Genomic DNA, 26,929 nt, shown 5'->3' on the forward strand with positions numbered 1-26,929 from the left:
CCATGCCGCTTGTCGGCCTGCTACTGACGGTCGGCGCGGCTCAGGCCGACACCCCCGTGAAAGCGCTGATCCCGGCGAAGTTGATCAACGAGGCGTTCTCGCCATTCAGCGTCGCGAAGTACATGGGCTATTTCTCCCAGGAAGGTCTCGACGTCAATCTGATCGCCGTCGGCGGTTCCAACGAAGTGGCGCTGGCGATCAATTCCGGCGCCGGTGACGTCGGCGCCGCGTCGCCCGGCCAGGCGCTGGTCGGCCTGCAGTCGGAGCAGGGCCTCAATCTGAAGTACTTCTATGAGTGCAATTATCGCAGCATCTGGACCGTCACCGTCGCGCCCGACAGCCCGATCCAGACCATGAAGGACCTCAAAGGCAAACGGATCGGCATCGCCGCGATGGGCAGCGCCGGCAGCAATTTCGGCAAGGCGATGGCGGCCGAGGCCGGGCTCAACCCGAACAGCGACGTCTCCTTCGTCGCGGTCGGCAGCGGCGCGCAGGCGATGACGGCGCTGAACCAGAAGGTCGTCGACGCCCTGGTGTTCTCCTCGCAGGAGACCTCCAAGTTCGAGGCCAACGGCTTCAAAATCCGCTATCTCGACACGGGCGAGGGTTTCGCCAGTCTGCCCGACGTCGGCCTGATGGCGCGCCGCGAAGCGTTCGACAGCAATCGCACCATGCTGGTCGGCTTCGCGCGGGCGGTCGCCAAGGGCTATCTATTCTCGCTGGCCAATCCCGAGGCCGCGGTGAAGATCAGCTGGAAGCTGTTCCCGGAATCCGAACCGAAGAACATGGATCCTAAGGAAGCGCTCGCAGGCGGCGTGATGGTCAACAAGCGGCGCATGGAGATCTGGGATTCGCCGAAGACCAAGGGCCTGCTCGGTACCTTCATCGATGCCGATTGGCGGCGACTGCTGGACTACATGAAGACCAGCGGCGTGTTGAAGACCGATATCCCGCTCGACCGAGTCTACACCAACGACCTGATTTCCGAGATCAACAAGTTCGACAAGGATGAAATCCGCAAACAGGCGATGGCGTTCGATATCAGCAAGATGAAGTGAGCCAGATGACGTCGATGCCGACAGGCGGAAATCCGCCCAAGCTGTCCGTGCGCTTGCACGGCGGCTTGACCGCGCGGGAATGCGTCGAACTCGCCGAGGTGGCCGAAGCGGCGGGGTTCGCCTCACTGTGGTTCGCCGAGAACGCGTTCGCGCGCGGCATCCTGCCGTCGGCCGCCGGCTGCGCGATGGCGACCCGGCGCATCGGCATCGGCGCCGGCGTGTTCAATCCGTTCAGCCGTCACCCGACGCTGATGGCGATGGAAGTCGCCGCGTTGGATGAACTCAGCGGCGGCCGCACCATGCTGGGCATCGGCGCCGGCATCGCCTCGGCGGTGCGCAAGCTCGGCATCGATCCCGATAAGCCGGCGCCGGCGCTGCGCGACACAATCATCATCTTACGCAAGCTGTTCGCCGGAGAGACTGTGGATCACGCCGGCGCGCGGTTCTCTGCGCAAGGAGTCAAACTCGAACATCCGAATCGCGCGGACCTGCCGATCCTGGTGGCGGGTCGCGGCGAGATCACCTCCAAGATGAGCGGCGAACTCGCCGACGGCGTGATCATCTCGAATATGTGCTCACTGCCGTTCGCCGCGCGCACCGCGGAGCGGGTCAATGCAGCTCGCAGCGCGGCCGGGCGCTCCGGTGCGGCGCACGCGGTCCAGTACATGCCTTGTTCGGTCGATGTAGACGAGCAGCGTGCGGTGAGCGCTGCGAAGGTCGCGATTGCCGACATGCTGACATCATTCTGGCGGATGGGCGAGCGCGTGGCCTCTGCGCGCGATGCGATCCTGTCGGAAGGTACGGTGGCAGCCGAGGAGTACGAGAGCGCGGTGCAGATGCTGCAGTCCGGCGGATCGCCCGAGCAAATCGACGCTCGCATCGCGCGGGCTTTCGTGTTGTGCGGCACGCCCGAAGCCTGCCTCGCCCGCGCGGCGGACTACGCGGCTGGCGGCGTCACCGAGCTGGCGCTGACATTCTCAGGGCCGACGCAGATCGATCAGATGCGCTTGCTGGGCGAAGCGCTGCGCCGCACGGGAAGCTGAGATGGCCCGCGTGCCCGACATGGGCGGTCTTCTTGGCACCGTGCGTGATGCGCTGCGGCATGTGCCGACGCCGGCGCTGGTGGTCGATGTCGACGCGCTACAGGCGAACATCGAAGCGATGGCAGCGCAGGCACAGCAGGCCGGCATTCAGCTGCGCCCGCACGCCAAGACGCATAAGACCGTCGAGATCGCGCAACGCCAGCTCGCCGCCGGCGCGCGTGGCGTTGCCTGTGCGACGCCGCTTGAAATTCTGGCGATGGCCAATGGTGGCGTGCAGGATCTGCTGCTGACCTCGCCGATGCAGGACGTCGCCAAAATGCCGACGCTGATCGTTGCCGCGCGATCGGCGAAGCTGTCGGTCGTGGTCGATCACCCGAGTCAGATCGATCTGTTGCGCCAGCAGATGCCCGCCGGCGAGCGGCCGCTGACCATCCTGATCGACGTCGATGTCGGGCAGCGTCGCACTGGCGTCTGCGACGTCGCCGATAGCGTTGCTCTGGCCAGGCTGATAAAGGAATGGCCAGGCGCGGGTTTCGGAGGCTTGCAAGGCTTTGCCGGTCAGGTTCAACACGTGCACGATCCGGTGGAGCGCAGGTCCGGCAACGCCGCGGTGGCGGCGATGTTGCGCAGTCACGCGCAGGCGCTGACCGAATCCGGCTTCGTCGTCGACGATATCACCGGCAGCGGAACCGGCACTTTCGCATTCGATGTCGCTGGTCCGTTCAGCGAGTTGCAGGTCGGCTCCTACATCTTCATGGACGCGGACTACGGTCGCGTGCAAGACGATGAGGGGGCGCTGCCGTTTCGGCGGACACTGTACGTGCTGGCGACGGTGACCTCGGTCAATCGCGCCGGTGAGCTCACGGTCGATGCGGGCGTCAAAGCGTTGGCGCTGAACGGGCCGTTGCCGGATGTGTTCGGCGGGCTGCCGCAGGGAGCGAGCTATCGCTTCGCCGGCGACGAGCACGGCGTGATCAGTTTGCCGGCGGGCGCTGCGCCGCCGCGGCCGGGGCAGCGGGTGCTGATCGGAGCGACGCATTGCGATCCGACCGTCAACCTGTTTAGCCGGCTGCATGCCGTGTCGGCTGAGGGAGCGGTGGACGAATGGGCGATTCGCGCCCGTTATTGAGCGCCGGAGCGCGCTGGTGAACTGATCTGCAGGGGCACATTGCTGCGCCTGCATCTGAGATGAAGGTTGACGAGATGCTGTGGGACACGCGCAACGCCGAAGCTCTGTTGCAAGCCTATGAGGCGAAGCCGCTGGCGGAGCTGCTGGCCGAGGCGTCGACGCTGGCCCGCGACGGTCATCGCCATGTCGTCAGCTACTCGCGAAAAGTGTTCGTGCCGCTGACACGGCTGTGCCGAGACAGCTGCGGCTATTGCACCTTTGCCAAAACCCCGCGCCAGGTCGAGGCGGCGTATCTGCCGCCCGAGGAAGTGCTGGCGATCGTGCGCGCCGGCCAGGCTGCTGGCTGTCACGAGGCGCTGCTGACGCTCGGCGACAAGCCGGAACTGCGCTACGCCGCGGCGCGCGAGTTTCTCGCGGCGCAGGGCGTCGCGACCACGGCCGAGTATGTCGAGCAGATCTGCAAGCTGATTCTGGCCGAGACCGGCCTGCTGCCGCACGTCAATGCCGGGGTGATGAGCGAGGCCGAGACCGCGCGGCTGCGCAAGGTCAGCGTGTCGCAGGGCATCATGCTGGAGAGCGTGTCGGAGCGGCTGTGCGAGCGCGGCGAGGCGCATCACGGCTCGCCGGACAAATCACCGGCGGTGCGGCTCGAAGCGGTCGAGGCGGCGGGGCGGCTGCGGGTGCCGTTCACCAGCGGCATTCTGATCGGCATTGGCGAGACCCGGCTGGAGCGCATGCAATCGCTGCTGGCGCTCCGCGAGCTGCACGCGCGCTACGGCCATCTGCAAGAGATCATCGTGCAGAACTTTCGTGCAAAGGCTGATACGCGATTTGCCGGCCATCACGAGCCAGGCCTCGACGACCTGTTGTGGACCACGGCGGTGGCCCGGCTGATCTTCGGTTCGGAGATGAACATTCAGGTTCCGCCGAATCTCAGCTACGCTGATTATCCGCGACTGCTGGAGGCCGGCATCAACGATTGGGGCGGGATCTCGCCGGTCACCGCCGATCACGTCAATCCGGAAGCCCCGTGGCCGGAGATCGCGCGCCTGCAGCAAGCGACAGAAGCCGCCGGGTTGACGCTGCAGCCGCGGCTCGCGGTGTATCCCGCCTATGTGCGCAACGCGGCGGAGTGGATCGATCCGGCGCTGCTGCCAAAGGTCCTGAAGACGGTGGATGCCGACGGCTTTGCGCGCGACGACGGCTGGATGCCGGGCGGTCTGGCGCCGCTGCCGCAGGCTCGCGCCGCCCGCCGCAGTGATCTGTCGCTCGATGTCCTCGTCGCGCGTGCTGCGAGCGGCACGCGGCTGGCGCAGACCGAGGTGCAGGCGCTGTTCGGCGCCCGCGGCGGCGATGTCGACATGATCTGCGAGGCGGCGGACACGCTGCGCACGAGCGCGAGCGGCGACACCGTGCGCTACGTCGTCAATCGCAACATCAACTACACCAATGTCTGCACCTACGCCTGCAAATTCTGCGCGTTCTCCAAGGGCAAGACCCACGATCATCTGCGCGGTCGGCCCTACGACCTGTCGCTCGAGGAGGTCGCCCGCCGCGCTCGCGAGGCGTGGGACCGCGGCGCCACCGAAGTCTGCATGCAGGGCGGCATCAACCCGCACTACACCGGCCGGACCTACGTCGATCTGCTACGCGCGGTGAAGAACGAAGTGCCGCAGATGCACGTCCACGCGTTCTCGCCACTGGAGGTGAGCCAGGGCGCGGCGACGCTCGGCATGCCGGTCGCGGATTATCTAAAGATGCTGCGCGACGAAGGGCTCGGCTCGCTGCCCGGCACCGCCGCCGAAATCCTCGACGACAAGGTGCGGCAGATCATCTGCGCCGACAAGCTCACCACGCAGCTCTGGCTCGACATTGTGCGCAGCGCGCATCAGGTCGGGCTGCCGACCACGGCGACGATCATGTTCGGCCACGTCGAAGGCCCAGATAGCTGGGCCGCGCATCTGTTGCGGATCCGCAACCTGCAGGAACAGACCGGCGGCTTCACCGAATTTGTGCCGCTGCCGTTCATCCACATGGAAGCGCCGATGTCGCTACGCGGCCAGGCGCGCAGCGGCCCGACCTGGCGCGAGGTGCGGCTGATGCATGCGGTGGCGCGGCTTGTGCTGCATCCGCTGATCACCAACATTCAGGCCTCGTGGGTCAAGCTCGGCGAGCACGGCGTCGCTTCTCTGCTCCGTTCCGGCGTCAACGACCTCGGCGGCACGCTGATGAATGAGAGCATCTCGCGCGCCGCCGGCACTCAGCACGGCCAGGAGCTGGCGCCCGAAGCGATGGAAGCGCTGATCGCGAGAGCCGGCCGGCAGCCCGCGCAGCGCACGACGCTATATCGCTCCGTCGACGATGAGCGCCGCGACGCCAGCTTCGCCGCGCCGGAGCTTCAGGAGTTGATAATGACGCCGTTCGCGCCGAAGCAGATGGCGATCGCGCGATGACCCACGTCCTGATCCCCTGCAAGCCGCTCGATGAGGGCAAGTCCCGGCTGGCGGGCGCGCTCGATCCGTGCGGCCGGCGCTGGCTGTGCGAGCGCATGCTGCGCCAGACGCTGGCCGCTTCAACGGCGGCGTTCGGAGCCGGGCAGGTGAGGGTGGTCAGCGCGGACCCGCAGGTTCGCCACGTCGCGGCGTCGTACCAGGTGGACGCGATCGACGACACCAGCAGCGATCTCAACGGCGCGCTCGATGACGCACGGCGCGAGCTGCTGCGTGAGGTGCCGGCGCTCGCGCGGTTGCTGATCTTGCCGATCGATCTGCCGTATGTCGAACCGCAACTGCTGCGCCGCGTCGCGGCGGAGGACGCCGCGGTCGTAATCGTGCCGGATCGGCAACTCGACGGCACCAATCTGCTGTGCATCGACGCAAGCTACGTGGCGGCGCTTCCGCTGCACTACGGCCCGCGCAGCTTTCACCAGCACTTCGACGCGGCGCGGGCGCTCGGCGTGACGCCGGCCATCATCGTCGATGAGCGCCTCGCCTTCGATCTCGACGCGCCGAACGATTATCGGCAGTGGGTAAACCACGCCGCGGCGTGATCTCTCCGCCATGCCCGTGCAGTTCCACTCATCCATGCCGTGAGCCGCAACTCAGATGATGCGTGGATCGCCGGGGCAAGGCGGCCATGATGAGTTTGATCGCGTAGCAGCGGCTTTTCGCGGGAGCTAACTCACCACCCGATGGAGCCGCCGCCCTGCCTTGACGGCGGGAATCCAAATCATTTTGCTGTTCCGTTTAAAAAGGCGGCGTTCCGAAAAACGGACCGAGCAAGCGAACGAAGATGGGCATCGCAGCGCTCGCCGATACAAGGAGGGCCGCCCGGATATAGGCGGCCGCTCACCGTTTCGCCGAGGCAGAAGCCAGAACCAAGATTATAGCGGCCGGCGTCTGGTGGCTGTCATTTCGTTAGTGAGATCTCCTTCAGGATCCTGACCTTCTTGTCGGCAACGCCCTCGATCAGCACGACCTTACCGCCTTGATTGTGGTCGTCGAAGGTGACTTTGGCGCCCATGACGTTGGTGAAATCTATGCTCTTGATCGCGTCGCGGACCGCCGTCGGGTCGGTCGAGCCGGCATTTTTGATGGCCGCCAGCATCAAACGCATAGCGTCGTAACCGGCCCAGGTCTGCAGCACCGGTGTGGTCTTGTGCCGCTTCTCGATCTCCGCGGCGAAAGCCTTGTTGGCGGGCGTATCGACCAGATAGCTGTAGGTCCACGCGGTGATTGATCCTTCCATGCCGCCAGCCTGGATGATCTGCAGATTTTTGCCGCCGGGGTCGAAACGGCCGATAAACGGAATCCTTACGCCGAGCTGCATCGCATTCCGCAGGAAGTTGAGCTGATCGCCGGCCAGCTGGAAGGTCGCGATGGCGTCCGGCTTGCTTTGCTGGATGCGCGTCAACAGCGACGTGAAGTCCGGATAGCTCTGCGGATGGAAGTCGGTGGAGATCACCTCGATGCCGTATTTGCCCGCGACCGCCGTGAAGGCCGCGGCGCCGCCCCGGCCGAAATCGGTGTCCTCGCCCAGCACGGCGACGCGCTTGATCTTCGAACTGCTGCTCAGATAGATGCCAAGCGCGTTCATCATGTCGTCGTCCGAGGGATTGATGCGGAACGTCCATTCGTTGCCGCCGACGCCGGACAGATCGGTGATCTTCGGGCTCGACGCAACGCCGTCCAGCAGCGGAATCTTGGCGGCAGCGATCAGGGGCATGGTTGCAAGCGTCGCCGACGAGCAATGCGCGCCGACGATCGCGACGACTTTCGCTTCGATCAACCTGTTGGCGACGTTGACCGCTTCGGAGGGGTTGCAGCGGTTGTCATAGGCGAGCAGCTCGACCTTCTTGCCAAGCACGCCGCCTGCCGCGTTGACCTCGTCGAGGGCCAGCTGATAACCCCAGCGTTGCCATGTCGCGGGTGCGGCCGCCGGCCCGGTGTCGGGGATGCTGGCGCCGATCACGATGTTCTGCGCATGGGCGGTCGCCATCGGTGCCGCGAGCGCCAGCCCGATCGCCACTATTATTCTTCTCATCAGCATCGTCGTGCCTTTCGACTGCAAGGTTAAGTTACACAAAGCGGCTCGCCCAGGCGTCCACACTTGCCCGGAAACAGCTTCGCCCGATCGGTCATCGCCCGCACTGCGCGAGCAAGATCCGTGAAGGTGCCGACATCGACACCGGTTCGCGGTGCGTCATGTCGCGGTCGCCTCCTTGATATTTCCGCCCAGATAGGCCTCGCGGATGCGCGGATCGTCACGCACCGCGCGGGCAGGGCCTTCGAGAAACTTGCGGCCGAGCTCCATCACGATCGCCGTGTCGGAAACCAGCAGCGCGCCGTGGACGTTCTGCTCGACCACCAGCACGGTCACGCCGGCGTTCGCGACTTCCTTGGCAACAGCGAAGACTTCCGCCTGTGTTTTCGGCGACAGACCGAGCGATGGCTCGTCGAGCAGCAGCAGCTGCGGATCGGTCAGAAGCACCATCGCGGTTTCCAGCACCTGCTGCTCGCCGCCGGAAAGGTTGCCCGCCAGCTCCGACCATTTCCGGTCCAACATCGGAAACTGACCGATCACGCGCGCGATCGCCGATTGATGCTGTCGGCCCGGCAGCGTGTAGCAGCCCATCTTCAGATTCTCGGCGACCGTCATCTGCGGGAAATTGCAGCGGCCTTGCGGCACGAAGCCGACGCCGCGCTTCAGTCGTTCGGCCGGGCCGAGCTGCTGGATCGGCTCGCCATCAAGCACGATCTGGCCCGAGAACCAGCGATTGGTGCCGTAAATCGCGCGCAGCAGCGTCGATTTGCCGGCACCGTTGCCGCCGATCAGCGTGGTGATCGTGCCCGGAGCGAGGCGGGTGGAGAAATCGCGGACGATCGGAACGTCGGCATAGCCGGCGCACAGATCGATGATCTCAAGTTTCGGGTAGGAGCTCATGGCGCCTCCGCGTCCGCTTCCGCCGGTGCGATGCCGAGATAAGCCTCCAGAACACGGGGATCGTTGCGGATCAACGCAGGCGGACCCTCGGTCAGCTTGCGGCCCTGTTCGAGCACAATGACCTTGCGGCACAGGCTATTGATGAATTCGACGTTGTGCTCGACGATCAGGAAGGAGATGCCGGTGGCGTTGGCCCCGCGCAGAATGTCGGCGACTTCGTTGACGCGCGACGGGTTGACGCCCGCGACCGGTTCGTCGAGCACGATGAGGCGCGGCTTCGCCATCATCGCCGCCGCGAAGGCGAGCAGCTTCTTCTGGCCGTAGGACAGCACAGTGGCCGGAACGTCGATCAGCGGGGTCAGGCCGACCAGTTCGATGAGTCCGCGCGCGTGATCCTCGGCAGCCTCCCGCACCTTGCGATAGCGCGGCGTCCGCGCCAGCGCATCGAACCAGTTCAGTTCGCGAAAGGCTTGTTCGGCGACGAGAAGATTGTCGAGCAGGCTGTAGGAGTCGTAGACGCGAACGTTCTGAAACGTCCGGATCATGCCGGCCTTGGCGATCTCCGCGGGCCGAAGTCCGGTGATGTCGCGATCTCCGAGCAGGACGCGGCCGCCATCCAGCCGCTGAAAGCCGCTGATGCAATCGATCGTCGTGCTCTTGCCGGAGCCGTTGGGGCCGATCAAGCCGGTGATACTGCCCTGTTCGACCTCGAATGTGGCGCCTTGCACGGCATGCACGCCGCTGAACGCCTTGCTGACCTCGCAAACCTTCAGGATGGCGGTCATCGCAGCGCCTGTCGTAGCGCCGCGATGCGTCGATCCTCGAGCCAGCCGGACACGCCGCGCGGCATGAACATCATCACCGCCACCAACACCGCGCCGTAGATCACCATGCGCAGCTCGTTGGAAAAGCGCAGGGCCTCCGGCAGCACCACCATCGCGGCGCCTGCCAGCACGACGGCCCAGAAGCTGCCGGCGCCGCCGATGATGACGATGATCAGGAAGGTCTGCATGTAGTAGAAATCGAGGAAGCTCGGGTCGATCAGCTTCAGATTGAACGCGTAGATGCCGCCGGCCATGCCGGTGATGACCGATGCGATCACGAATGCGGCGAGCTTGTAAGGGCCGGGCGCGATGCCCTGAGATTCTACCAGCGGGTCGTTCTGTTTGACGGCCTTCAAGATCAAGCCGATGCGCGACGTCTTCAGGGCGTACAAAAACGCCAGCGCGACCAGCGAAAAGCTCAGCGCGATATAATAGAACCGAGCGCTGGTATCGAACACAAAGCCCATCAAGCTAGGCGCCGGCAGGCCGGGGATGCCGAGCGGCCCGCGTGTGACGCCGACCCAGTCGCGCGCGATCAGTCCGGCGAGAAGCGCGAAGGTCAAGGTGACCACCACGAAGGCGTGTCGCGTCGTGCGCGTGATCACGATGCCGATGACGATCGACAGCAGCAGGTTGACCAGCCCCGCGAAGGCGACGCCTACCCAGAAGCTCTGCCCGAGATCGACTACGGCGATCGCCGCGCAGTAGCCGCCGACGCCCCAAAATCCCAATTGAGCAAAGGATAGTTGGCCGGCATAGCCATAGACGAGATTGAGTGAAGCTGCGGCCGTAAGGAAGATCAGCCCCGAGATCGCGATGCCGATCATGTAATTCGAAGTGGTCAGCCAGGGCAGCGCCGCCAACAGGGCGATCGCCACGGCGACGGCGTAGGGTGTCCAGCGGGGCTCCGTCATCCGACGCGCATGCTCCCGCGTTTGAAAATGCCGTCGGGGCGAAGCAGCACAGCAACGATCATGATGACGAAGATCGCGCCTTCTTGCCAGACGATGCTGAAGAAGCCGCCGATCCAGCTCTCGATCATGCCGAGAGCGATCGCGACCACCACGGCGCCCGTCATGTTGCCGAGACCGCCGATGACGACCAGCGCGAACGCCTTGAAGATCACCGCTTGCCCCATCGCCGGGTGCAGCAGCTGTATCGGCGCCAGTGCGGCGCCGGCGAGGCCGCACAGCGCGGCGGCGAGCGCGACGGCGTTGCGGGCGACGTGGCGCGGCTTGATGCCGATCATCAAAGCGGCCTCGCGGTTTTGCGCGATGGCCCGCATGGCCCGGCCGAACTGTGTGAATTTCAGCAGGCAATAAAGCCCCGTGAAGGCGGCGACCGACAGGCCGGCGGCGATCAGGCGGGTCAGCGTGATGCGGATCGAACCGATCTCGACGCCGTCAAATCCATAGGCAGTGTCCACCATCAGCGGCGTCGCCGTGAACAGATACTGCATGCCGTACAGCAGGATCATCGAGATGCCGAGCGTGGTCAGGATACTACGTTCGAATTCCTTCTGCCCGATATGACGCAGGAAGAATTCATACAGCACCACGCCGACCAGCGATGTGACGATCACCGCTACCAGCAGCGACGGCCAATAGGAGAGGCCGACCAGCGGCAGCGTCAGCGCCATGGCGTAACCACCGAGCATCAACAGCTCGCCATGGGCGAAGTTGATCACCTCGAGAACACCGAAGATCAGCGCGAGACCGACCGCGATCAATGCGTAGATCAGCCCGAGCATCAGGCCATTCAGGAGTAGTTGCAGCAGATATGTGGCGCTGACTTCCATCGCTTCCCGCAGTCGAACCTCGGCGTTCCGATAAAAAGAACGCCGTGCCGATTATCTTAAGGGGGCGTCATCTTGCCGTCAATTTGACAATCCCGGCTTGCTGCTCATTCCCACGGCACGGCTTGCGTCTTTGTCGGTCATTCGTGCTAATTTGGGCGCGGATGACGCTGCATCGACAACCCGGCCGCTCAGCGAAGGGGGATGACAATCGAGGATTGCCGGCGCGGGCATCATCGTCGAACTACTTCCCCATAACCGAATTGAAGACATCCGCGAGCTGAGCTGAGGTGGTCATGCCGGCGGAGACGATCTCGTCGAGGCCGACGTCTTCATAGGCCTGAAACGCCGCCGCGACCTGCTCGGGGGTGCCGCTGGCGCTGTGCCGCCTCACCACGTTGTCGTCGACCAGCCGCGAGACGGCGTCCCAGTCTTCCCGCGCATAGGCGGCTGCCAAGGCGGCCTGGTCGAGCGTCGTGCCGGCCATCTCCAGATTGCGGGCATGGTGTTGGCCGCGCAGAATGAAGCCGAGCGTGCGCCGCAGCCGATCGCGGGCCGCGGTCTCGCTGCGGTCCGCCGAGACGTAAACCAACGCGCTCTTCTTGATCGTCCGTCCTGCTTTGCTTTCACCCTTGCGCACCAGCTCCAGCGTCCAACGCAGGAACGCCGGGGAGGTGGCGGCGCTCAGCAGAACGCCATCGGCCGCAGCGCCGGCGAGTTCGAGCATCTGCGGCCCGGACGCGGCGAGGAAGATCGGGACGTCCTGCGCACCGAACGAAAGCCGCCGCCCGCTGACCTTGAAGCGTTCGCCAACGTGCGCGACGACTTCGCCGCTCAGCAGGGACCGGGCGATATCGATCGATTCGCGCAAGGTGCCGAGCGGATGATCCGCCTTGAGGCCGGCGGCTTCGAGGTCGCGCGGGGCTCCGGCGCCGAAACACAGAATCACGCGCCCTGGAAATTGCTCGTTCAACGTGGCCGCAGCCATCGTGCTGTACACCGGGTGGACCGAATAGGGGCTCATCGCCATCAGGGCGATCTTGACCGTCTTGGACCGGCTGAGAACCATGGCGGCGGTCGCGATCGGCTCACGCTGGAACAGGTGCGAGGCGAGCCAGATGGTCGAGGCGCCGCTCTCGTCCGCGAGGCGGGCCATGTCACGTAGCTCGTCGAGCGCTTCGTTGCCTTCCAGCGAGATTCCGAACCGGCTGCGCATGTGCTCTCTCTGCGGTTTTGATCGACAGCTCGACGTGGCTGCGGCTGTGGTGATTGAACTACACGCCCGGCCTCAAGCCGGGAAGATCCCTTCGTTGCGCAACACGGCGATCGCGTCCTCGATATTGCCGGGTAGGGCCAGAACATCGCCCTGCGCCGAGGCGGCCGTTCCCGGATCCTTCAGTCCGCTCGCGGTCAGCAGCGTCACCACCCGCTGGTCGCGCGTGATCGTTCCCGCTCTGTGCAACTGGTCGACGGCCGCCAGCGCGGCTGCGGTCGAGGCCTCGACGAACAGACCCTCACGGCGCGCCAGCAGGTCCAGCCAGCGCAGCAATTCGTCATTGCCGGTTGTGACGGCCGCACCGTTCGATTTGCGAACGATGTCGAGCGACTGGTAGGTCCCACGGGTCGCGTTGATCGAGACCGCGATCGAATCCTCCCGCTTGGCGATATCCGGCGGCGTGTCCGTGCCATCGTCGAGCGCCGCTGCGATCGAGCCGTAGGTCTCCGCCGCCACCATGCGCGGCATCCGATCGATCCAGCCGAACGACAGCATGTCCTCGAAGCCGCGCCACATCCCGAGCAGCGCATCGCCGTAGCACACCGGCAGCACGCACCAATCCGGCACCTGCCAATCGAGCTGCTCGACGATCTCATAGGCGAGCGTCTTGTAGCCTTCGATGCCGTACGGATTGCTGCCGACCACCGGGCCGAAGAACGGCGACGTCGGAAACCAGCCGTAATTGCGCACGGCGTGTTCCATCAGCTTCCAGCGGTCGTCCTTGTGATCGCAGGCGACCACCGTCGCGCCATAGGCCCGCATCTGGGTCAGCATCGGGCCCGACGTGCCCTTGAAGGTGAAGATGACACAGGGCAGGCCGGCCTTCGCCGCATAGGCGGCGGCGGCCGCACCGGCGTTTCCGGACGAACTCGACACGATCACCTGCGCGCCCATCGCCTTGGCCGATGAGACGGCGAGGCAGGCGAGGCGGTCCTTGAACGACCAGGTCGGATTGCGGGTTTCATCCTTGCCGAAGAGATGCTGCAGGCCGAGCTCCTCGCCGAGGCGATCCAGCAGGTGCAGCGGCGAACCGCCTTCGCCGAGGCTCACGCCTTGGGATCGATCGACCGGAAGCAGATCGCCGTAGCGCCACAGGTCGTGGCTGGCCGTCGCACTCGGCTTTGCACGCGGCGCCCGCAAAGTGTCCTCGTAGGCCACCATCAGGTTGCTTCGGGCGACCGGGCGGCACGCCGGACAATCCTGTGCGTAGTGGTCCGCGGGATAGCGCGTCCCGCAGCGGACGCAGGCGAGGCCGACAACGCGAGCCATGGGATCGATGCTCCGGCGAAAGCGATCAGATGGTGGCGATTTCGAACGTCGCTTCGACTTCCACCGCGCAATCAAGCGGAAGCTGAGCCACGCCGATCGTCGACCGCGCGTGACGTCCGAGATCACCGAGCACCTCGACCATGAAGTCCGAGGCGCCGTTCATGACCTGCGGCACGGATGCAAAGGTCGGAACTACATTGATGAAGCCGCCGAGGCGAGCGCAACGCTTGATCCGCCCGAGATCGCCGCCCAGCGCCGCCTTGGCTTGCGCCAACACGTTAATGGCGCACAGCCGCGCGGCGGCCTGGCCAGCCTGGAGCGATACGGCCTCGCCAAGCTTGCCGCGATGAGCGTCGCGAAGCTTGCCGGAGGCATCGAGGCACAATTGCCCCGAAATGATCAGCTGGTTGCCGAGGATGACGGCCGGGACGTAGTTGGCGAGGGGAGCTGCGGGGGTCGGCAGCTCGACGCCGAGCGCGTTCAGTCGTTGGTCGATTGCGTTCATGTCGAACCCGTTACGCCAGCCCGGAGATGGTGATGCCGGCGCCTTTCACTTTGTATTTGCGATTGATCCAGATCAGCACCGAGGTGAGCGCTTCGGCGGCCGCCGAATTGGCCAGCGCGCCACCGTCGATGCCGCGATTGCTCACCGCGTCGGCGAGCTTGATGACTTCGGCGCGGGCCTCGGCATCGTCGCCGAACACCAGTACGTCGCAATCCGCCTTGCCGCCGGTGTGGAGTTTCTGCGAGCCGACATTGTGGAATGCCCCGACCACGCGGGTCGATGGGTCGAGCAGCGACTGCGCGATCACGCCCGCCGATCCCGCCGCCGGCAGTTGGACCACCGAGACCTTGGGCGGCACGAGCGGGACCACGGCCGTGACCACGATCTTGGTCTTCGCCGCATCCTTGATCTCGGCCAGGCTGGCTTCGTAATTCGAGAACGGCACGGCGATCACGATGATGTCGCCACGCGTGGCCGCGTTGACGTTGCTGAGGCCGCTGACACTGGCGAAGCCGTCGGACCGTAATTGGGCCGCCGTTTCTTCGGCGCGTTCGGCGGAGCGCGAGCCGAGGACGACGGTGTAGCCGGCCCGGCTCCAGGTCCGAGCCAGCCCGGAGCCGAGATCCCCCGTGCCGCCGACGATGGAGAGAATCGGAAGCGTGGCTGCGGTCATGATCTCAAGCCTTGGTCAGATGCGGCATGACGTCTTCGGCGAACTGCTGCATCTGATCGAGCAATTCCGGCATGGTGTTCACCGCGAAATACAGGCCGAGCAGATGCGTCGCGCCGGCCTCTTTGAGCTTGAGGCCGAGATCGATGATGTGCTGGGCGTCGCCGACCAGATTGATGTCTTCATGCGCGATCGCGCCCTGATCCTTCAGTGTCGATTTGCTGAGGGAGACGAGGTGGTTGTACATCTGCGATTGCTTGAACTTGGCGATCGCCGCTTCACGGGTCTTGCCCAGATAGACGATGTATTGCGGCGCGACCTCGAGCTGCGAGCCGTCGCGGCCGTGGCTCGCTGCGAGTTCGTGCAGCATGTCGACGGACTCGCGGAGCTTCGACGCTTCGACGCAGGCCGGCATCCAGCCGTTGCCGGCCTTGGCGGCGCGAATGATCGCATTCTTGTTGTTGCCGCCGAGATAGAGCGGGAGCTCCTTCTGCAGCGGCTTGGGAAACATCTCGACGTCGCGATACTGATAGTATTCGCCCTCGTGCGTCGCCAGGCGTTCGCTGAACAGCTGCCGAAGCGCCCCGAGGCCTTCGTCGACCATGTTGCCGCGATGCGCCTTGAAGTGCGGCTGAAGCGCCTCGAACTCTTCGCGATAGGCGCCGACGCCGATGCCGATCTCGAGCCGACCACCGCTGAACTGGTCGAGCGTCGCGATCTGTTTCGCGGTCACCACGATATCGCGACGCATCGGCAGCACCAGCATGCCGGTGCCCATCCGCAAAGTCTTGGTCGCGGCGGCGATGAAGCCGTAGGTAATCAGCGGCTCCCAATAGTTCGGCGGGGTGGCGAACTCCTCACGCACATAGTGCTGCGTGGTCATGTGGTCGTTGCCCCATACCGAGTGGTAGCCAAGGCGCTCAGCGTGAACCGCGATGTCGATGATGTCCTGGGGAGTCGAAAACGGGACCGGATACATCAGCCCTTCCATCCCGGTGGGCAATCCGACGCTGATCTTCATAGACGTCTCCTGGGAAAATCCATGGATTGTTTCATTTGATGAAACGCTGTTGGCAACAATGAACCAGCTGACTTCGCTGCCGTCAAGCGCACGACGTGTTGATAGACTGAGCGGATGAGGAAATCCGCGGCAGACGGCGCCTGATGATTGACGGTATCCAACGAGCGTGTAACTTTAAGCTGAACCACTGTTTCAACTATTAAAACGCGGAGCGTCGACGTGCTGGCGAATATCGAACGGCTGAAGCGAAAAATGGCCGACGACGATCTTGACGGTCTGATCGCCGCGACTGCCGAGAACGTGCAATATCTGACCGGCATTCGCAGCGTCTCCCTGCAGCTTCATCCGTATTTCGGGCAATGTTACGCCGTCATTACGTGCGACACTCCCGAACGGGTCACCCTGGTTTCATCGACCGGCGAAATCGATCAGGTGCTCGATGCATCCGCCGAGATCGCCGACGCCGTCAACTTCGGTACCTTCTATCGCGAGAACTACGACGACGGCGCACTTCCGAATCACGAACAGCGTCTGCACCGGCTCACCAATCAGCCTGCCCAGCCGAACGGAGGCGCAGCGCTCGCCGCAGCGATCAAGCGGATCGGGCTTGCGGGGAAGCGAGTCGGGATCGATGAGAACGGCTTGCGGATCGGCGTCGAGGCCGGGCTGCGCCAGGCATTGCCGTCGACCAATTTCGTCGCTGCGGCTTCGGCATTCGCATGGGTGCGCCGTGTCAAGACCGGAGAGGAAATCAGGCGCATCGCCGCCGCGGCGCTGATCACCGAACAGGCGATCGCGGCCGCGGTTTCGATTGCCCGCGCCGGCGTGACCGAGCAGGAGCTGTATCTGGAGTTCAACCGCTCGGTCGCGTCGCAGGGTGGGCGTGCCGAGTTCACGATGATCAAGTTCGGCCGCAACAGTGTCAGCGGTCAGGTGCTGTCAAATCGGACGCCGCTCGCGGCCGGGGACACCATCTGGTTCGATGTCGGCGCAACCTATCTGGGCTATTGGTCGGATCTGGCGCGAACCTTCAGCTTCGGCGAGCCTTCGCAGCGGGTGCGCGAGCTGTATCGCGCGATGGTGGCCGGAGAGCAGGCCGGCATCGACCAGACGCGGCCCGGCATGACCGGCGGCCAGCTGTTCGATCTGACGGTGCAGGCGGTGCGCGACAACGGCGAGCCGCGCTATCGTCGGCATCACGTCGGCCATTGCATCGGTGCCGAAGTCTACGAGCAGCCGATTCTCGCTCCCGGCAACGATATCGAGATCGAGGCCGGCATGGTGATCAATATCGAGACGCCGTACTACGAATTCGGCGTCGGCGCCGTGCACGTTGAAAACCCGTTCGTGGTCGGCGATGGCGAACCCAATCGTCTGCTCACCAAGGGTACGCCGAAGGAACTCGTGATCCTTTGATCGGCGGACGGAGCACCGTGCTCTAACGGATCACGGTGCGCCGGTTCATCGACGAGATCTCCTCGCCGACCTGCAGGGCCAACTCGATGACGTCCTCGATCGCGATCTTGCCGGTCTCCATATAGAGCATCGGAAAGCTCAACGAGACGCCGGCGATCACCCCGCCATCGGGCCCGCGGATCGCCGTCGCCACGGAGGCGATCTCGGCATAGATTTCCCCGCGATTGATGGCGTAGCCGAGCTTGCGGATCTGCCGGATCTGCCGCATCAACTCCTTTTCGTCGGCGACGGTCAGCGGCGTGATCTTCTTGACCGGGTTGCCGGCCACCAGCTTTTTGATGAACTCATCGCTCTCATTGGCGAGCAGCAGCTTGCCGAGCGCCGAACCGTAGATGCTGACGCTCTGGCCGGGTTCGGTGGTGATCTTCAGTGGACCGCGCGACTCGTGGACGGCCACATAGATCACCTCGTGATGGCTAATGACCCCGATGTAGAAATTGTAGGGGAACTTCTGCTCGTACTTGGCGAAGACGCGGAGCCCGACTTCGATCAGCGAGTTACGGACCGAGTAGCTTGCCGCGAGTTGGACGACCTTCGGGCCGAGATGATACTTTTGGGTCTCGGGATTCTGCTCGAGGTAGCCCCGCGAGGCGAGGGCGGAGATCAGCCGATAGGTCGTGGCGGCATTGATCTCGAGCTCCCGCCCCAGTTCGCGAACTCCCCAAGCCTGTTTATCGGACGTATAGGCCTCGAGGATCCTGAGGCCGCGGAGAAGCGACTGATTTCCTGGTTCTGATGGTGTTTTCATCGTCCGGACCAATATTCGAGTTCGTCAATAACGGTCGTCCACCGGGCAAAACGGAATCCGAGGCGCCTGCTGTCCAAGCGCGTACCACAAGCTGCGGCGGTCGCATACCGACGCCGCTGCCGACCGCGCGCGATCGCTGAGGCGGGCGGAGTACGGGCCGCTGCAGACCATTGGTAGCCCTTCCTGCGTCGCTGCGCCGCGCCCGTCGGCGCGGCATTTGTTGCTCATAATTTGCGCCGATGTGCCCGTTGTTTCCGAATTGACCGTGGTCAGCCGCGAGAGGATAATATCGCTGTTTCTCTGAAAGAAACAACGTTTTTCTTCTTTTCTTGCGGAACGCTTCGCTGTACGCTCGTAAAAACGCTGTTCTGCGCGCGCGTCGACTAAGCAAAAATCTTGTCACTACTGAACGGGAGTTGAAAAATGAAACACCTGAGTCGGCGCTCCTCCGTACTGGCCGCCTTGGCGGCGGTCGCGCTGTTCGGATCGTCCGTCGCCGCGCCCGACGCGTTCGCACAGGCGAAGCCGAAGATCATCGTCGGCGTCGTGCTGCCGCTGACCGGCGTGCTCGCTCCCTACGGCAAGCCAAATCTCGACGCGATCTCGCTCGCGGTCGACGAGGCCAACAAAGCCGGCGGCATCGGCGGGCGTGAGATCGAACTCGTCGTCGAAGACACGCAGGCGTCGAACACGACGGCCATCAATGCGCTCAACAAGGTTCTTCAGTCGCAGCCGGTCGCCATCATCGGGCCGGGCCTCGGCACGCAGATCCTGGCCATGATGCCGATGACCGAAAAGGCCAAGGTGCCGCTGATCGCCGGGCCGAGCACGCGCCGTGTCACCCAGCAGGGCGCTAAATACTTCTTCCGCGACAGTTCGCACGACGAGGCCGACAAGGTCGTGCTGGCGAACTTCATCGTCAAGGACCTGAAGAAGACCAAGGTCGGCATCATGCACGTCATGGCCGAGTGGGGTTATTCCGGTCGTGATTTCCTGACGCAGGAGCTCAAAAAGCTCGGCGTCGAGCCTGTGGCGGTCGCGTCGTATCAGCCGACCGACAAGGACATGACCGCTCAGGTCATGGCAATGAAGAGTGCCGACGCCGACGTCGTCTACACCCAGGGCTATCCGGTCGACGAAGCCTTGGTGGTGAAGAAGTTCAATCAGCTCGAGATGAAGGCGGACTACGTCGCCTCGGCCAGCCTGTGCAAGGCGTTCCTGCGGGATCTGGTGTCCGCGGCCAATATGGCGGGCAAGTACTGCCAGGCGCCCGACGTGCTGCCCACGATCAACGATCGTCCGGCCGTGAAGACCTTCGTCGAGGCCTACAAAAAGAAGGCCGGGTTCGCGCCCGACATGTACATCGCGCAGGATTATGACGCGGTCGGCATGCTGGTCTCGGTGATGAAGGAAAAGGGCGCCGATCGTGAGGCGATCCGCGAGGGCATGGCCACGAGATCCTATGACGGCATCCTCGGCACCTACAAGGCGGACGAAGAGGGCAATCTTTGGCACAGTTCGGTGATCATGCAGATCCAGCCGAACGGCGAGGTCAAGGTCGTGGCCCGCAAGTAACTCGCACAATTTTGTCGGTCTCTCAGAAACGGGCTGTGGATCTTGCAGATTATCGCATCAGGCGTGGCGATGGGGTGCATCTACGCACTCGTAGGGCTCGCCTTTGTCCTCATCTACAATGCTTCGGGAGGCCTCAACTTCTCCCAGGGCGAGTTCGTCATGCTGGGAGCCTTCGTGCTCTACACGACCACGGCGATGCCGATCCCTTATTGGCTCGCCGTGGTCATCACCATCGCCGCGGTCGGCTTGCTCGGCTGGGTGTTTCAGAAGCTGCTGTTCTATCCATTGAAGGATCGATCCTTCCTCTATTTCGTCATCGCCACGATCGGGTTTTCGATCCTGGTGCGCAATCTGGCGCTGATCATCTGGGGGCCGAACCCGCTGAAGGTACCCGCGCTGACATCGGCGGACTCGATTAGGTTCGGGTCCGTTGTGCTGTCGCCCGAAAACGTCGCCATCATCGTCGTGACGGCTGTTCTGCTCCTCGCCCAATACCTGTTGTTCTTTCACACCGATCTCGGCCGCCGGCTGCGCGCAACCGCGCAAAATCCGCAGATGGCGCAGCTCCTGGGCATCTATCCGCGGCGGATGATCGGCATCACCTTCATCATGTCGGGCGCTATCGCCGGCGTGGCGGGGGTGTTGTTGGCTCCGATCTTCCTGATCGATACCGACATGGGAGCGGCGGTTCTGTTGAAGGCGTTTATCGCGGTCGTGATCGGCGGCTTCGGCTCGATTCCCGGCGTGGTGATCGGCGGCATTGCGGTCGGCCTGATCGAGATCCTGACCGCAGTTTACATTTCGTCGGTCTACAAGGATGCGATCTGCATCGCCGTCCTCATCGTCTTCCTGGTGGCGTTCCCGCGCGGGCTGCTCGGCGAAGCGATCAAGGAACGCGGCTGATGATGCGCAAGCTCGTCATCCTGGTTGTCTGCGCGGCGCTGCTGATTGTGCCCGCGATCGTCCCCAACGATTATCTGATGCGGCTGGTCAATGTCGGCATCATCTACGCGATCCTGGCGATCAGCCTGAACTTCGTGCTTGGCTACGCCGGGCAGATTTCGCTCGGCCATGCCGGCTTCTTTGGCATCGGCGCCTACACGGCCGGCATTCTCACCCATGCCGGATCCGGCGTGATGTTCTGGCCCGTATTCGTACTCGCCGGCGTCATGGCGGGTCTTGCCGGCCTGATCATCGGCGTTCCGGCGCTGCGCCTGAAGGGGCACTACCTTGCTTTCGGCACGCTCGGGTTCGGCGAAATCATTCGGATCGTTCTGTACAACTGGCATGAACTCACCCACGGAGGTGACGGCATCGCAGCGATCCCGGCCCCGTCGCTGTTCGGCTTCCAGTTCGACAACGATCAGAGGTTCTTCTATCTCGGCCTGGCCTTTCTCGGCCTCGTCCTGGTGCTCGCGCGCCGGACCGAGAACTCGAAATACGGCCGCAGCTTCGCCGCGCTGCGCGATTCCGAAATGGCGGCCGGCACGACCGGCGTCAACGTCACGCGCGTCAAGGTTCTCGCCTTCGTTATCAGCTCGGTGATCGCCGGCTGCGCCGGCTCGCTCTACGCGCATCTTGTCGGCTTCATCAGCCCCGACGCATTCACGTTCGAGGTGACGGCTCAGGTTCTGAGCATGGTGCTGCTCGGCGGCATGGGCACCACCTTCGGGCCGGTTCTGGGCGCGGGCTTCATTACCATGCTGCCTGAAGCACTTAGGATTTCGAAAGAGTACTATCAGGTCATCTACGGCGCGGGCGTGGCGTTCGCGGTGGTGTTTCTGCCTCACGGCATTCTCGGCTTCCTGCGTCGCCGCAAGGCGGTGAAGGTGCCGCAGCTCGGCGACAACGGCGCCATCGAAGAGTTGGCGATCGACGATCCGGCGATCGATCGGCTGCGCCCGAGGGGCGTCGCAACGCAGAGCAGCGACGTGATGCTGTCAATCGAGAACCTGACCTGTCGGTTCGGCGGCCTTGTGGCCATCAACGATCTATCGATGCAGGTGCGCGCTGGGACGATTCATGCGCTGATCGGCCCGAACGGCGCCGGCAAGTCGACCTTCATCAACCTCGTCTCCGGCGTGTACCAGCGTCAGGAGGGCGTGATGCAATTTGCCGGCAAAACGCTGCCGGCGACGTCGTCCTGGAACATCGCCAAGGCGGGCATCGCGCGAACTTTTCAGAATCTCCGGTCGTTTCATTCGCTGTCGGTGATGGACAACGTGCTGGTGGGCTGCCGCGGCGCAAATCCCGCGAGTTGGTCGTCGGTGATGATCGCCAGTTCGGCAGCCGCGCGCGAAGAGGCTGAACTTCGAGCGACGGCGGAGGCGGCGCTGCGCTTCGTCGGTCTGTGGTCGATGCGCGACATCCAGGTGAGCGCTTTGCCGCACGAGCAGCAGCGGATGGTAGAGATCGCCCGCGCGTTGGCGCTGCGGCCGCGCATGATCCTGCTCGACGAGCCGGCTGCAGGCATGAACCCCACGGAGGTGGAGCGGCTGGTGGTGCAGGTCCGCAAGATGAAGGCGATCGGCCTGACGGTGCTGATCGTCGAGCACAACATGCCGTTCGTCATGAAGATCGCCGACAGCATCACGGTGCTGAATTTCGGAAAGAAGATCGCCGACGGGACTCCGGCGCAGATTCAGCGGGATCCGGAAGTGATCGGCGCCTATCTCGGAAAACGTGCCGCCGCCAAGGACGTGAAGAATGCCTTTGCTTGAGGTCAATTCCGTCAGCGCGTCCTATGCGGATGGCGTTGAAGTCCTTCACGGCATTGACCTTGCCGTGAACCAGGGCGAGATGGTGACTTTGATCGGCGCCAACGGTGCCGGCAAGACGACGACGCTGCGCGCCATCATGGGATTGCTGCGCGGGCAAGGCTCGATCAAGTTCGACGGCGCCGAGATCCTCGGGCGGGAGACTCCCGAAATCGCCAAGCTCGGGATTTCCATGGTGCCGGAAGGCCGAGGCGTGTTTCCGGGATTGAGCGTCTACGACAATCTGCGCGTAGCGACGACACCATGGATCAGTCGCGGTCAGTCGGCGGCCGAAGATCTCGACCGCGTCTTCGAGCTGTTCCCCATACTGGCCGAGCGCCGCAAGCAATTGGGATGGTCGCTGTCGGGAGGCCAGCAGCAGATGCTCGCCATCGGCCGCGCGATCATGGCCCGGCCCAAGCTGATGCTGCTCGACGAGCCGTCACTGGGGCTGGCTCCGAATCTGGTCGAGGAAGTTTTTGAAAAGCTCAGGAGCATCAACGAGCAGGGCGTTTCGATCCTGCTTGTCGAGCAGAACGCCTTCATGGCGCTCGAGTACAGCCGGCTGGCCTATGTGATCGAGCGAGGTTCGGTCTCCAAGCAGATGTCATCCTCGGCGCTTCTGGATGACGAAGGCATCAAAGCCGCGTATTTGGGCGGATGAGCTCCGCGGCAAGTCGGAGGGACGGGAGGTCCGAGATGGGGTCCACAGGAATTGGCGCGAGCGTTCCGCGGAAGGAAGACAAGCGTCATCTGCATGGGCAAAGCACCTTTGTCGGTGATCTGGTTTTCCCGCGCATGCTCGACGTCGCCTTCGTCCGCAGTCCCGTCGCGCATGCCATCTTGAAGGCACCGGACATCGAGGACGCGGACCGGAGCCGTGTGTTCGCCGGTTCGGATCTCGACGCGGTCCGTCCGATTCTGGCCGAGGCCACGATCCCGGGCTATCTGAAAACGCCCTATCCGGTGATGGCCCGCGACAAGGTCAATTTCGTCGGCCAGATCCTCGCCGCTTGCGTCGGCAAGAACCGCTCCGATGCCGAGGACGTCGCCGAGCGGGTCATGTTCGACTTCGACGAACTCGATCCATTGACCTCCGCCGAAGCGGCGCTTCGGGCCGGTGCACCGGCGGTACATCCCGACTTGCCGGACAACATCTTCCATCGTCTGCAGCAGGGCGACGATTTCGAGCCGATCCGCCAGTCGGCGCCGGTCAAAGTCACGCGGACCTTCAAATTGGCGCGCCAGGCCATGGTGCCGATCGAGGGCCGCGGCGTCGTTGCGCTGTGGGACGAGCGTGTCAGCCAACTCATCGTCTATTCCTCGACCCAGTCGCCGCATCTGATCCGCACCGGGCTCTCAGAATTTCTCGACCTCGACCAGAATCGCATCCGGGTAATCGCTCCCGATGTCGGCGGCGGCTTCGGCTACAAGGCCATCCTGCATCCGGAGGAACTGATCCTCGGTTTCCTCGCCATGAAACTGCGCCGCCCGGTGCGTTGGCTGGAAGATCGTCGTGAGCATCTCACGGCGGCAGCCAATTCGCGCGAGCACATCTACACGATGACGGCCTATGCGGACGAGCAAGGGCATTTGCTTGGACTCGACGCCGACATCGTCGTCGATGCAGGGGCATATTCGATCTGGCCGCATACCTGCGCCTTCGACGCGATTCAGGCCGCCGGCATTTTGCCGGGGCCGTACCAGATCAAGAACTATCGCGTTACAGGACGCACCGTCGCGACCAACAAGCCGCCGATCCAGGCGTATCGCGCCGTGGCGCGGCCCGGCGCGTGTTTTGCGACCGAGCTCATCGTCGATGCTGTCGCCCGTGCGGTGAACCGCGAGCCGCACGAGGTCCGCCGCGAGAACCTGATTCCGGTCGAGCTGATGCCGTATCGGTCGGTGACCGGGAAGCTCTACGACAGTGGCGACTACCCCAAATGCCTCGAGACCGCACTCGGCGCGATCGATCTCGCGGCTTTGCGCAAGGAGCAGCAGGAGCGCCTCGCCGACGGCCGTTCGCTGCTCGGCGTGGGGTTCGCCACCTACACCGAACACACCGGTATCAGTACGTCCGTGCTCGCCTGGATGAATACCCGCCTGATGCCGGGCCACGAGCAAGCGGCGGTGCGCATCACGCCCGATGGCGGAGCCGATATCCGCACCGGCGTGCAGTCGCACGGACAGGGCATGGAGACGTCGTTCGCGCAGGTCGCGTCTGAAGTCCTCGGCATTCACACCGATCAGATTCAGGTCACCCACGGCGACACCGCGCTGACGCCGTATTCCACCGGCACCTATGCGTCGCGCGGCATGGTCATGGTCGGCGGCGCCATTGCGGATGCGTGCGATCGGCTGATTGTCCGGCTGCGTGCGGCCGCTGCGCATCTGATGCAAAAGGCGCCGGACGATCTTGTGTTCCGAGACGGGGCCTTTCACGCCGATGCGGCATCGATGACGATCGCCGAAATCGCTCGCATCTATTACTTCAAGCCCGCAGAGCTGCCGGTAGGTATCGACAGCGCGGGCCTCGAAGTGGTCGGCGGCTATCGTCCGCAGCAGGATTCCGGCGCGTTCGCCTATTCGAGCCATGTCTGTGTGCTCGAGATCGATCGCGACTTTGCCACCGTCAAGCTGCGCGATTATGTGGCGGTCGACGATTGCGGCATCCAGGTCAATCCGATGATCGTCGACGGCCAGATCTGGGGCGGCATCGTTCAAGGCATCGGCACTGCGTTGTTCGAGGAAGTGCGCTACGACGAGATGGGGCAGCCCCAAGCCTCGACGCTGGCGGACTATCTAGTTCCGGGCTGTGGCGACGTGCCGACCATTCGGCTGCTCAATTTCCAGACCGCATCGCCGTTTACGCGTTTCGGCGTCAAAGGCGTCGGCGAGGGCGGTGCGATCGCGCCGCCGGCCGCGATCGTCAATGCGGTCAACGACGCCTTGCGCTCGTTCGGCGCCGAAGTGGCGGAGGTCCCGGTGACGCCGGCGCGGATATTGGAGGCGCTGGACGCCGTCGGATTGGAAGCTGGCTTCGTCGCGCGAGGCGCAGCATGAAGCCGATCAGCTTCGATTTCATCCGCGCCAACACGCTGGCCGAAGCCGCGCAGGCGCTCGCCGATCACGATGGCGATGCGCGCATTCTGGCCGGCGGCCAGTCGCTGGTGCCGATGCTCAATCTCCGCCTGGTGCGGCCGACAGCGGTGATCGACATCTCGCGTATCGCCGAGCTGACGACCATCGACATCTCGCCGAGCGTGATCTCGATCGGCGCGATGGTCACGCATGCGCAAATCGAGCGTTCGGCTTACATGGGAGCGACCTTCGAACTGCTCCGCCAGGTGGCGGGCGGCATCGCCTATCGGGGCGTTCGCAATCGCGGCACGATCGGCGGCAGCGTCGCGCATTGCGATCCGGCGGCGGATTGGTTGACCTGCCTGCGGGCGCTGGGCGCCCAGCTTCACCTCGTCGGACCGCAAAGCACGCGTCGGCTTCCGATCGCGGACTTTATGCTCGGGAGCTTCACCACCGCCCTGGAGCCGGGCGAGTTGTTGGCACGGATCGATGTGCCGGTGCTAAGTCCCGCAACGCAGTTCGGCTACTACAAGCACAGTCGCAAGGTCGGTGAGTTCGCCGAGGCAATCGGCTGCGTGGTGTCCGACACCGGTTCGGGTCATCGCCGGATCATCGCGGGGGCGCTGTCGGCGCCGCCGGTGGAGCTGTATTCGGACGGTTGGCCAGCGCGCTTCAGCATCGAGGGGCTGCGTCAGGCGGTGCGTGACGCAGCGCCGGGGGTCGAAGGACAGCATGTTCATTTCCACGCGGCGGCCGTCCTGCGTGCCTTGAAGATCGGTGGCCTGGCATGATCGAAATCTCTCTCACCATCAACGGCGAGGTGGTGCAGGCCAGCGTCGAGCCGCGCTTGTCCCTCGTCGATTTTCTCCGCGAGAAGCAGCATTTGACCGGCACGCATGTCGGGTGCGAACACGGCGTCTGCGGTGCCTGCACGGTGCACATCGACGGCGTGTCAGCGCGGTCGTGTATCGCGCTCGCCGCGGCCTGCGACGGCCGCGATATCCGCACCATCGAAGGCTTCGGCGACGACGCTCAGATGAACGCGCTCCGAAGCGAGTTCTCGAAAGAGCATGCCCTGCAGTGTGGCTATTGCACGCCCGGCATGCTGATGACGGCCTACGACCTGGTAACGCGTTTTCCCGATCTCGACCCTGCCGATATCGCGCGTGAAATGTCCGGCAATCTGTGTCGCTGCACCGGCTATCAAGGCATCATCCGGGCGGTCGAGAATATCTACGCGGCCAATCGCGCGAAAGCGTGA

Annotated in this window: 24 protein-coding genes; 13 read left to right on the top strand and 11 right to left on the bottom strand. The window is 64.1% G+C overall.

What is annotated here, in order from left to right; translation table 11 throughout:
* Window positions 1–2 precede the first annotated feature (2 nt).
* Genes ACTZWT_RS14400 through cofC form a run of 5 tightly spaced genes read left to right on the top strand, consistent with a single transcriptional unit; the run spans window position 3 to window position 6,279 of the window.
* A complete protein-coding gene (locus tag ACTZWT_RS14400) occupies window positions 3–1,058 on the top strand; it encodes an ABC transporter substrate-binding protein (RefSeq protein WP_444770371.1) in 1,056 nt (351 codons plus the stop codon).
* Between the two features lie 14 nt (window positions 1,059–1,072).
* The gene (locus tag ACTZWT_RS14405) at window positions 1,073–2,101 is read left to right on the top strand and encodes an LLM class flavin-dependent oxidoreductase (protein ID WP_444770626.1); all 1,029 of its coding nucleotides are present in this window, start codon (window positions 1,073–1,075) and stop codon (window positions 2,099–2,101) included.
* A gap of 1 nt (window position 2,102) precedes the next feature.
* Entirely contained in the window at window positions 2,103–3,230 is a 1,128-nt protein-coding gene (locus ACTZWT_RS14410; protein WP_444770372.1) for a DSD1 family PLP-dependent enzyme, read from the top strand.
* Window positions 3,231–3,289: 59 nt separating this feature from the next.
* A complete protein-coding gene (gene cofH, locus ACTZWT_RS14415; RefSeq protein WP_444770373.1) occupies window positions 3,290–5,683 on the top strand; it encodes a 5-amino-6-(D-ribitylamino)uracil--L-tyrosine 4-hydroxyphenyl transferase CofH in 2,394 nt (797 codons plus the stop codon).
* Complete coding sequence (cofC, locus tag ACTZWT_RS14420; RefSeq protein WP_444770374.1) at window positions 5,680–6,279, top strand: 2-phospho-L-lactate guanylyltransferase; 600 nt, start codon at window positions 5,680–5,682, stop codon at window positions 6,277–6,279. The genes cofH and cofC overlap by 4 nt, the downstream gene beginning before the upstream one ends.
* A 359-nt stretch (window positions 6,280–6,638) precedes the next feature.
* Here the strand turns inward: cofC and ACTZWT_RS14425 are convergent, their stop codons facing one another.
* From ACTZWT_RS14425 to ACTZWT_RS14470, 10 genes are all read right to left on the bottom strand, one after another.
* Window positions 6,639–7,838: an ABC transporter substrate-binding protein gene (locus tag ACTZWT_RS14425; protein ID WP_444770375.1), complete on the bottom strand. Its 1,200-nt coding sequence runs from the start codon at window positions 7,836–7,838 to the stop codon at window positions 6,639–6,641.
* Window positions 7,839–7,931: 93 nt separating this feature from the next.
* Window positions 7,932–8,672: an ABC transporter ATP-binding protein gene (locus tag ACTZWT_RS14430; RefSeq protein WP_444770376.1), complete on the bottom strand. Its 741-nt coding sequence runs from the start codon at window positions 8,670–8,672 to the stop codon at window positions 7,932–7,934.
* Window positions 8,669–9,457 (bottom strand): ABC transporter ATP-binding protein, encoded by a 789-nt coding sequence (locus ACTZWT_RS14435; RefSeq protein ID WP_444770377.1) that lies wholly within the window; start codon window positions 9,455–9,457, stop codon window positions 8,669–8,671. The genes ACTZWT_RS14430 and ACTZWT_RS14435 overlap by 4 nt, the downstream gene beginning before the upstream one ends.
* Window positions 9,454–10,410 carry a branched-chain amino acid ABC transporter permease gene (locus ACTZWT_RS14440; RefSeq protein WP_444770378.1) on the bottom strand — a complete coding sequence of 319 codons (957 nt, stop codon included), beginning with the start codon at window positions 10,408–10,410 and terminating at the stop codon, window positions 9,454–9,456. The genes ACTZWT_RS14435 and ACTZWT_RS14440 overlap by 4 nt, the downstream gene beginning before the upstream one ends.
* Window positions 10,407–11,294 (bottom strand): branched-chain amino acid ABC transporter permease, encoded by an 888-nt coding sequence (locus tag ACTZWT_RS14445; RefSeq protein WP_444770379.1) that lies wholly within the window; start codon window positions 11,292–11,294, stop codon window positions 10,407–10,409. The genes ACTZWT_RS14440 and ACTZWT_RS14445 overlap by 4 nt, the downstream gene beginning before the upstream one ends.
* A gap of 241 nt (window positions 11,295–11,535) precedes the next feature.
* Window positions 11,536–12,507, bottom strand: a complete 972-nt coding sequence (locus ACTZWT_RS14450; RefSeq protein WP_444770380.1) for an LLM class flavin-dependent oxidoreductase — start codon at window positions 12,505–12,507, stop codon at window positions 11,536–11,538.
* 72 nt (window positions 12,508–12,579) lie between these two features.
* Window positions 12,580–13,836 carry a pyridoxal-phosphate dependent enzyme gene (locus ACTZWT_RS14455; protein ID WP_444770381.1) on the bottom strand — a complete coding sequence of 419 codons (1,257 nt, stop codon included), beginning with the start codon at window positions 13,834–13,836 and terminating at the stop codon, window positions 12,580–12,582.
* A 25-nt stretch (window positions 13,837–13,861) separates the two neighbouring features.
* Entirely contained in the window at window positions 13,862–14,341 is a 480-nt protein-coding gene (locus ACTZWT_RS14460; RefSeq protein WP_444770382.1) for a RidA family protein, read from the bottom strand.
* Between the two features lie 10 nt (window positions 14,342–14,351).
* Window positions 14,352–15,014, bottom strand: a complete 663-nt coding sequence (gene npdG, locus ACTZWT_RS14465; protein WP_444770383.1) for an NADPH-dependent F420 reductase — start codon at window positions 15,012–15,014, stop codon at window positions 14,352–14,354.
* A 4-nt stretch (window positions 15,015–15,018) separates the two neighbouring features.
* A complete protein-coding gene (locus ACTZWT_RS14470; RefSeq protein ID WP_444770384.1) occupies window positions 15,019–16,032 on the bottom strand; it encodes a TIGR03619 family F420-dependent LLM class oxidoreductase in 1,014 nt (337 codons plus the stop codon).
* A 219-nt stretch (window positions 16,033–16,251) separates the two neighbouring features.
* Between ACTZWT_RS14470 and ACTZWT_RS14475 the strand changes: the two genes are divergently transcribed.
* Window positions 16,252–17,448: a M24 family metallopeptidase gene (locus ACTZWT_RS14475; protein ID WP_444770385.1), complete on the top strand. Its 1,197-nt coding sequence runs from the start codon at window positions 16,252–16,254 to the stop codon at window positions 17,446–17,448.
* Window positions 17,449–17,470: 22 nt separating this feature from the next.
* Here ACTZWT_RS14475 and ACTZWT_RS14480 read toward each other — a convergent pair whose 3' ends face one another.
* Entirely contained in the window at window positions 17,471–18,256 is a 786-nt protein-coding gene (locus ACTZWT_RS14480) for an IclR family transcriptional regulator (RefSeq protein WP_444770386.1), read from the bottom strand.
* A gap of 423 nt (window positions 18,257–18,679) precedes the next feature.
* On the opposite strand from ACTZWT_RS14480, the gene ACTZWT_RS14485 reads away from it, so the two are divergent.
* From ACTZWT_RS14485 to ACTZWT_RS14515, 7 genes are all read left to right on the top strand, one after another.
* A complete protein-coding gene (locus ACTZWT_RS14485) occupies window positions 18,680–19,831 on the top strand; it encodes an ABC transporter substrate-binding protein (RefSeq protein ID WP_444770387.1) in 1,152 nt (383 codons plus the stop codon).
* Between the two features lie 63 nt (window positions 19,832–19,894).
* Window positions 19,895–20,734, top strand: a complete 840-nt coding sequence (locus ACTZWT_RS14490; RefSeq protein ID WP_444770627.1) for a branched-chain amino acid ABC transporter permease — start codon at window positions 19,895–19,897, stop codon at window positions 20,732–20,734.
* A complete protein-coding gene (locus tag ACTZWT_RS14495; RefSeq protein WP_444770388.1) occupies window positions 20,734–22,551 on the top strand; it encodes a branched-chain amino acid ABC transporter ATP-binding protein/permease in 1,818 nt (605 codons plus the stop codon). Before ACTZWT_RS14490 ends, ACTZWT_RS14495 begins: the two co-directional genes overlap by 1 nt.
* Window positions 22,544–23,251, top strand: coding sequence for an ABC transporter ATP-binding protein (locus ACTZWT_RS14500; protein ID WP_444770628.1), 708 nt, complete (start codon window positions 22,544–22,546; stop codon window positions 23,249–23,251). Before ACTZWT_RS14495 ends, ACTZWT_RS14500 begins: the two co-directional genes overlap by 8 nt.
* Window positions 23,252–23,286: 35 nt before the next feature.
* The gene (locus ACTZWT_RS14505; RefSeq protein WP_444770389.1) at window positions 23,287–25,650 is read left to right on the top strand and encodes a xanthine dehydrogenase family protein molybdopterin-binding subunit; all 2,364 of its coding nucleotides are present in this window, start codon (window positions 23,287–23,289) and stop codon (window positions 25,648–25,650) included.
* Window positions 25,647–26,459 carry an FAD binding domain-containing protein gene (locus ACTZWT_RS14510; protein WP_444770390.1) on the top strand — a complete coding sequence of 271 codons (813 nt, stop codon included), beginning with the start codon at window positions 25,647–25,649 and terminating at the stop codon, window positions 26,457–26,459. Before ACTZWT_RS14505 ends, ACTZWT_RS14510 begins: the two co-directional genes overlap by 4 nt.
* The gene (locus tag ACTZWT_RS14515) at window positions 26,456–26,929 is read left to right on the top strand and encodes a (2Fe-2S)-binding protein (protein ID WP_119858453.1); all 474 of its coding nucleotides are present in this window, start codon (window positions 26,456–26,458) and stop codon (window positions 26,927–26,929) included. Before ACTZWT_RS14510 ends, ACTZWT_RS14515 begins: the two co-directional genes overlap by 4 nt.

The organism is Rhodopseudomonas sp. NSM (assembly GCF_052445935.1).
GTDB lineage: Bacteria > Pseudomonadota > Alphaproteobacteria > Rhizobiales > Xanthobacteraceae > Rhodopseudomonas.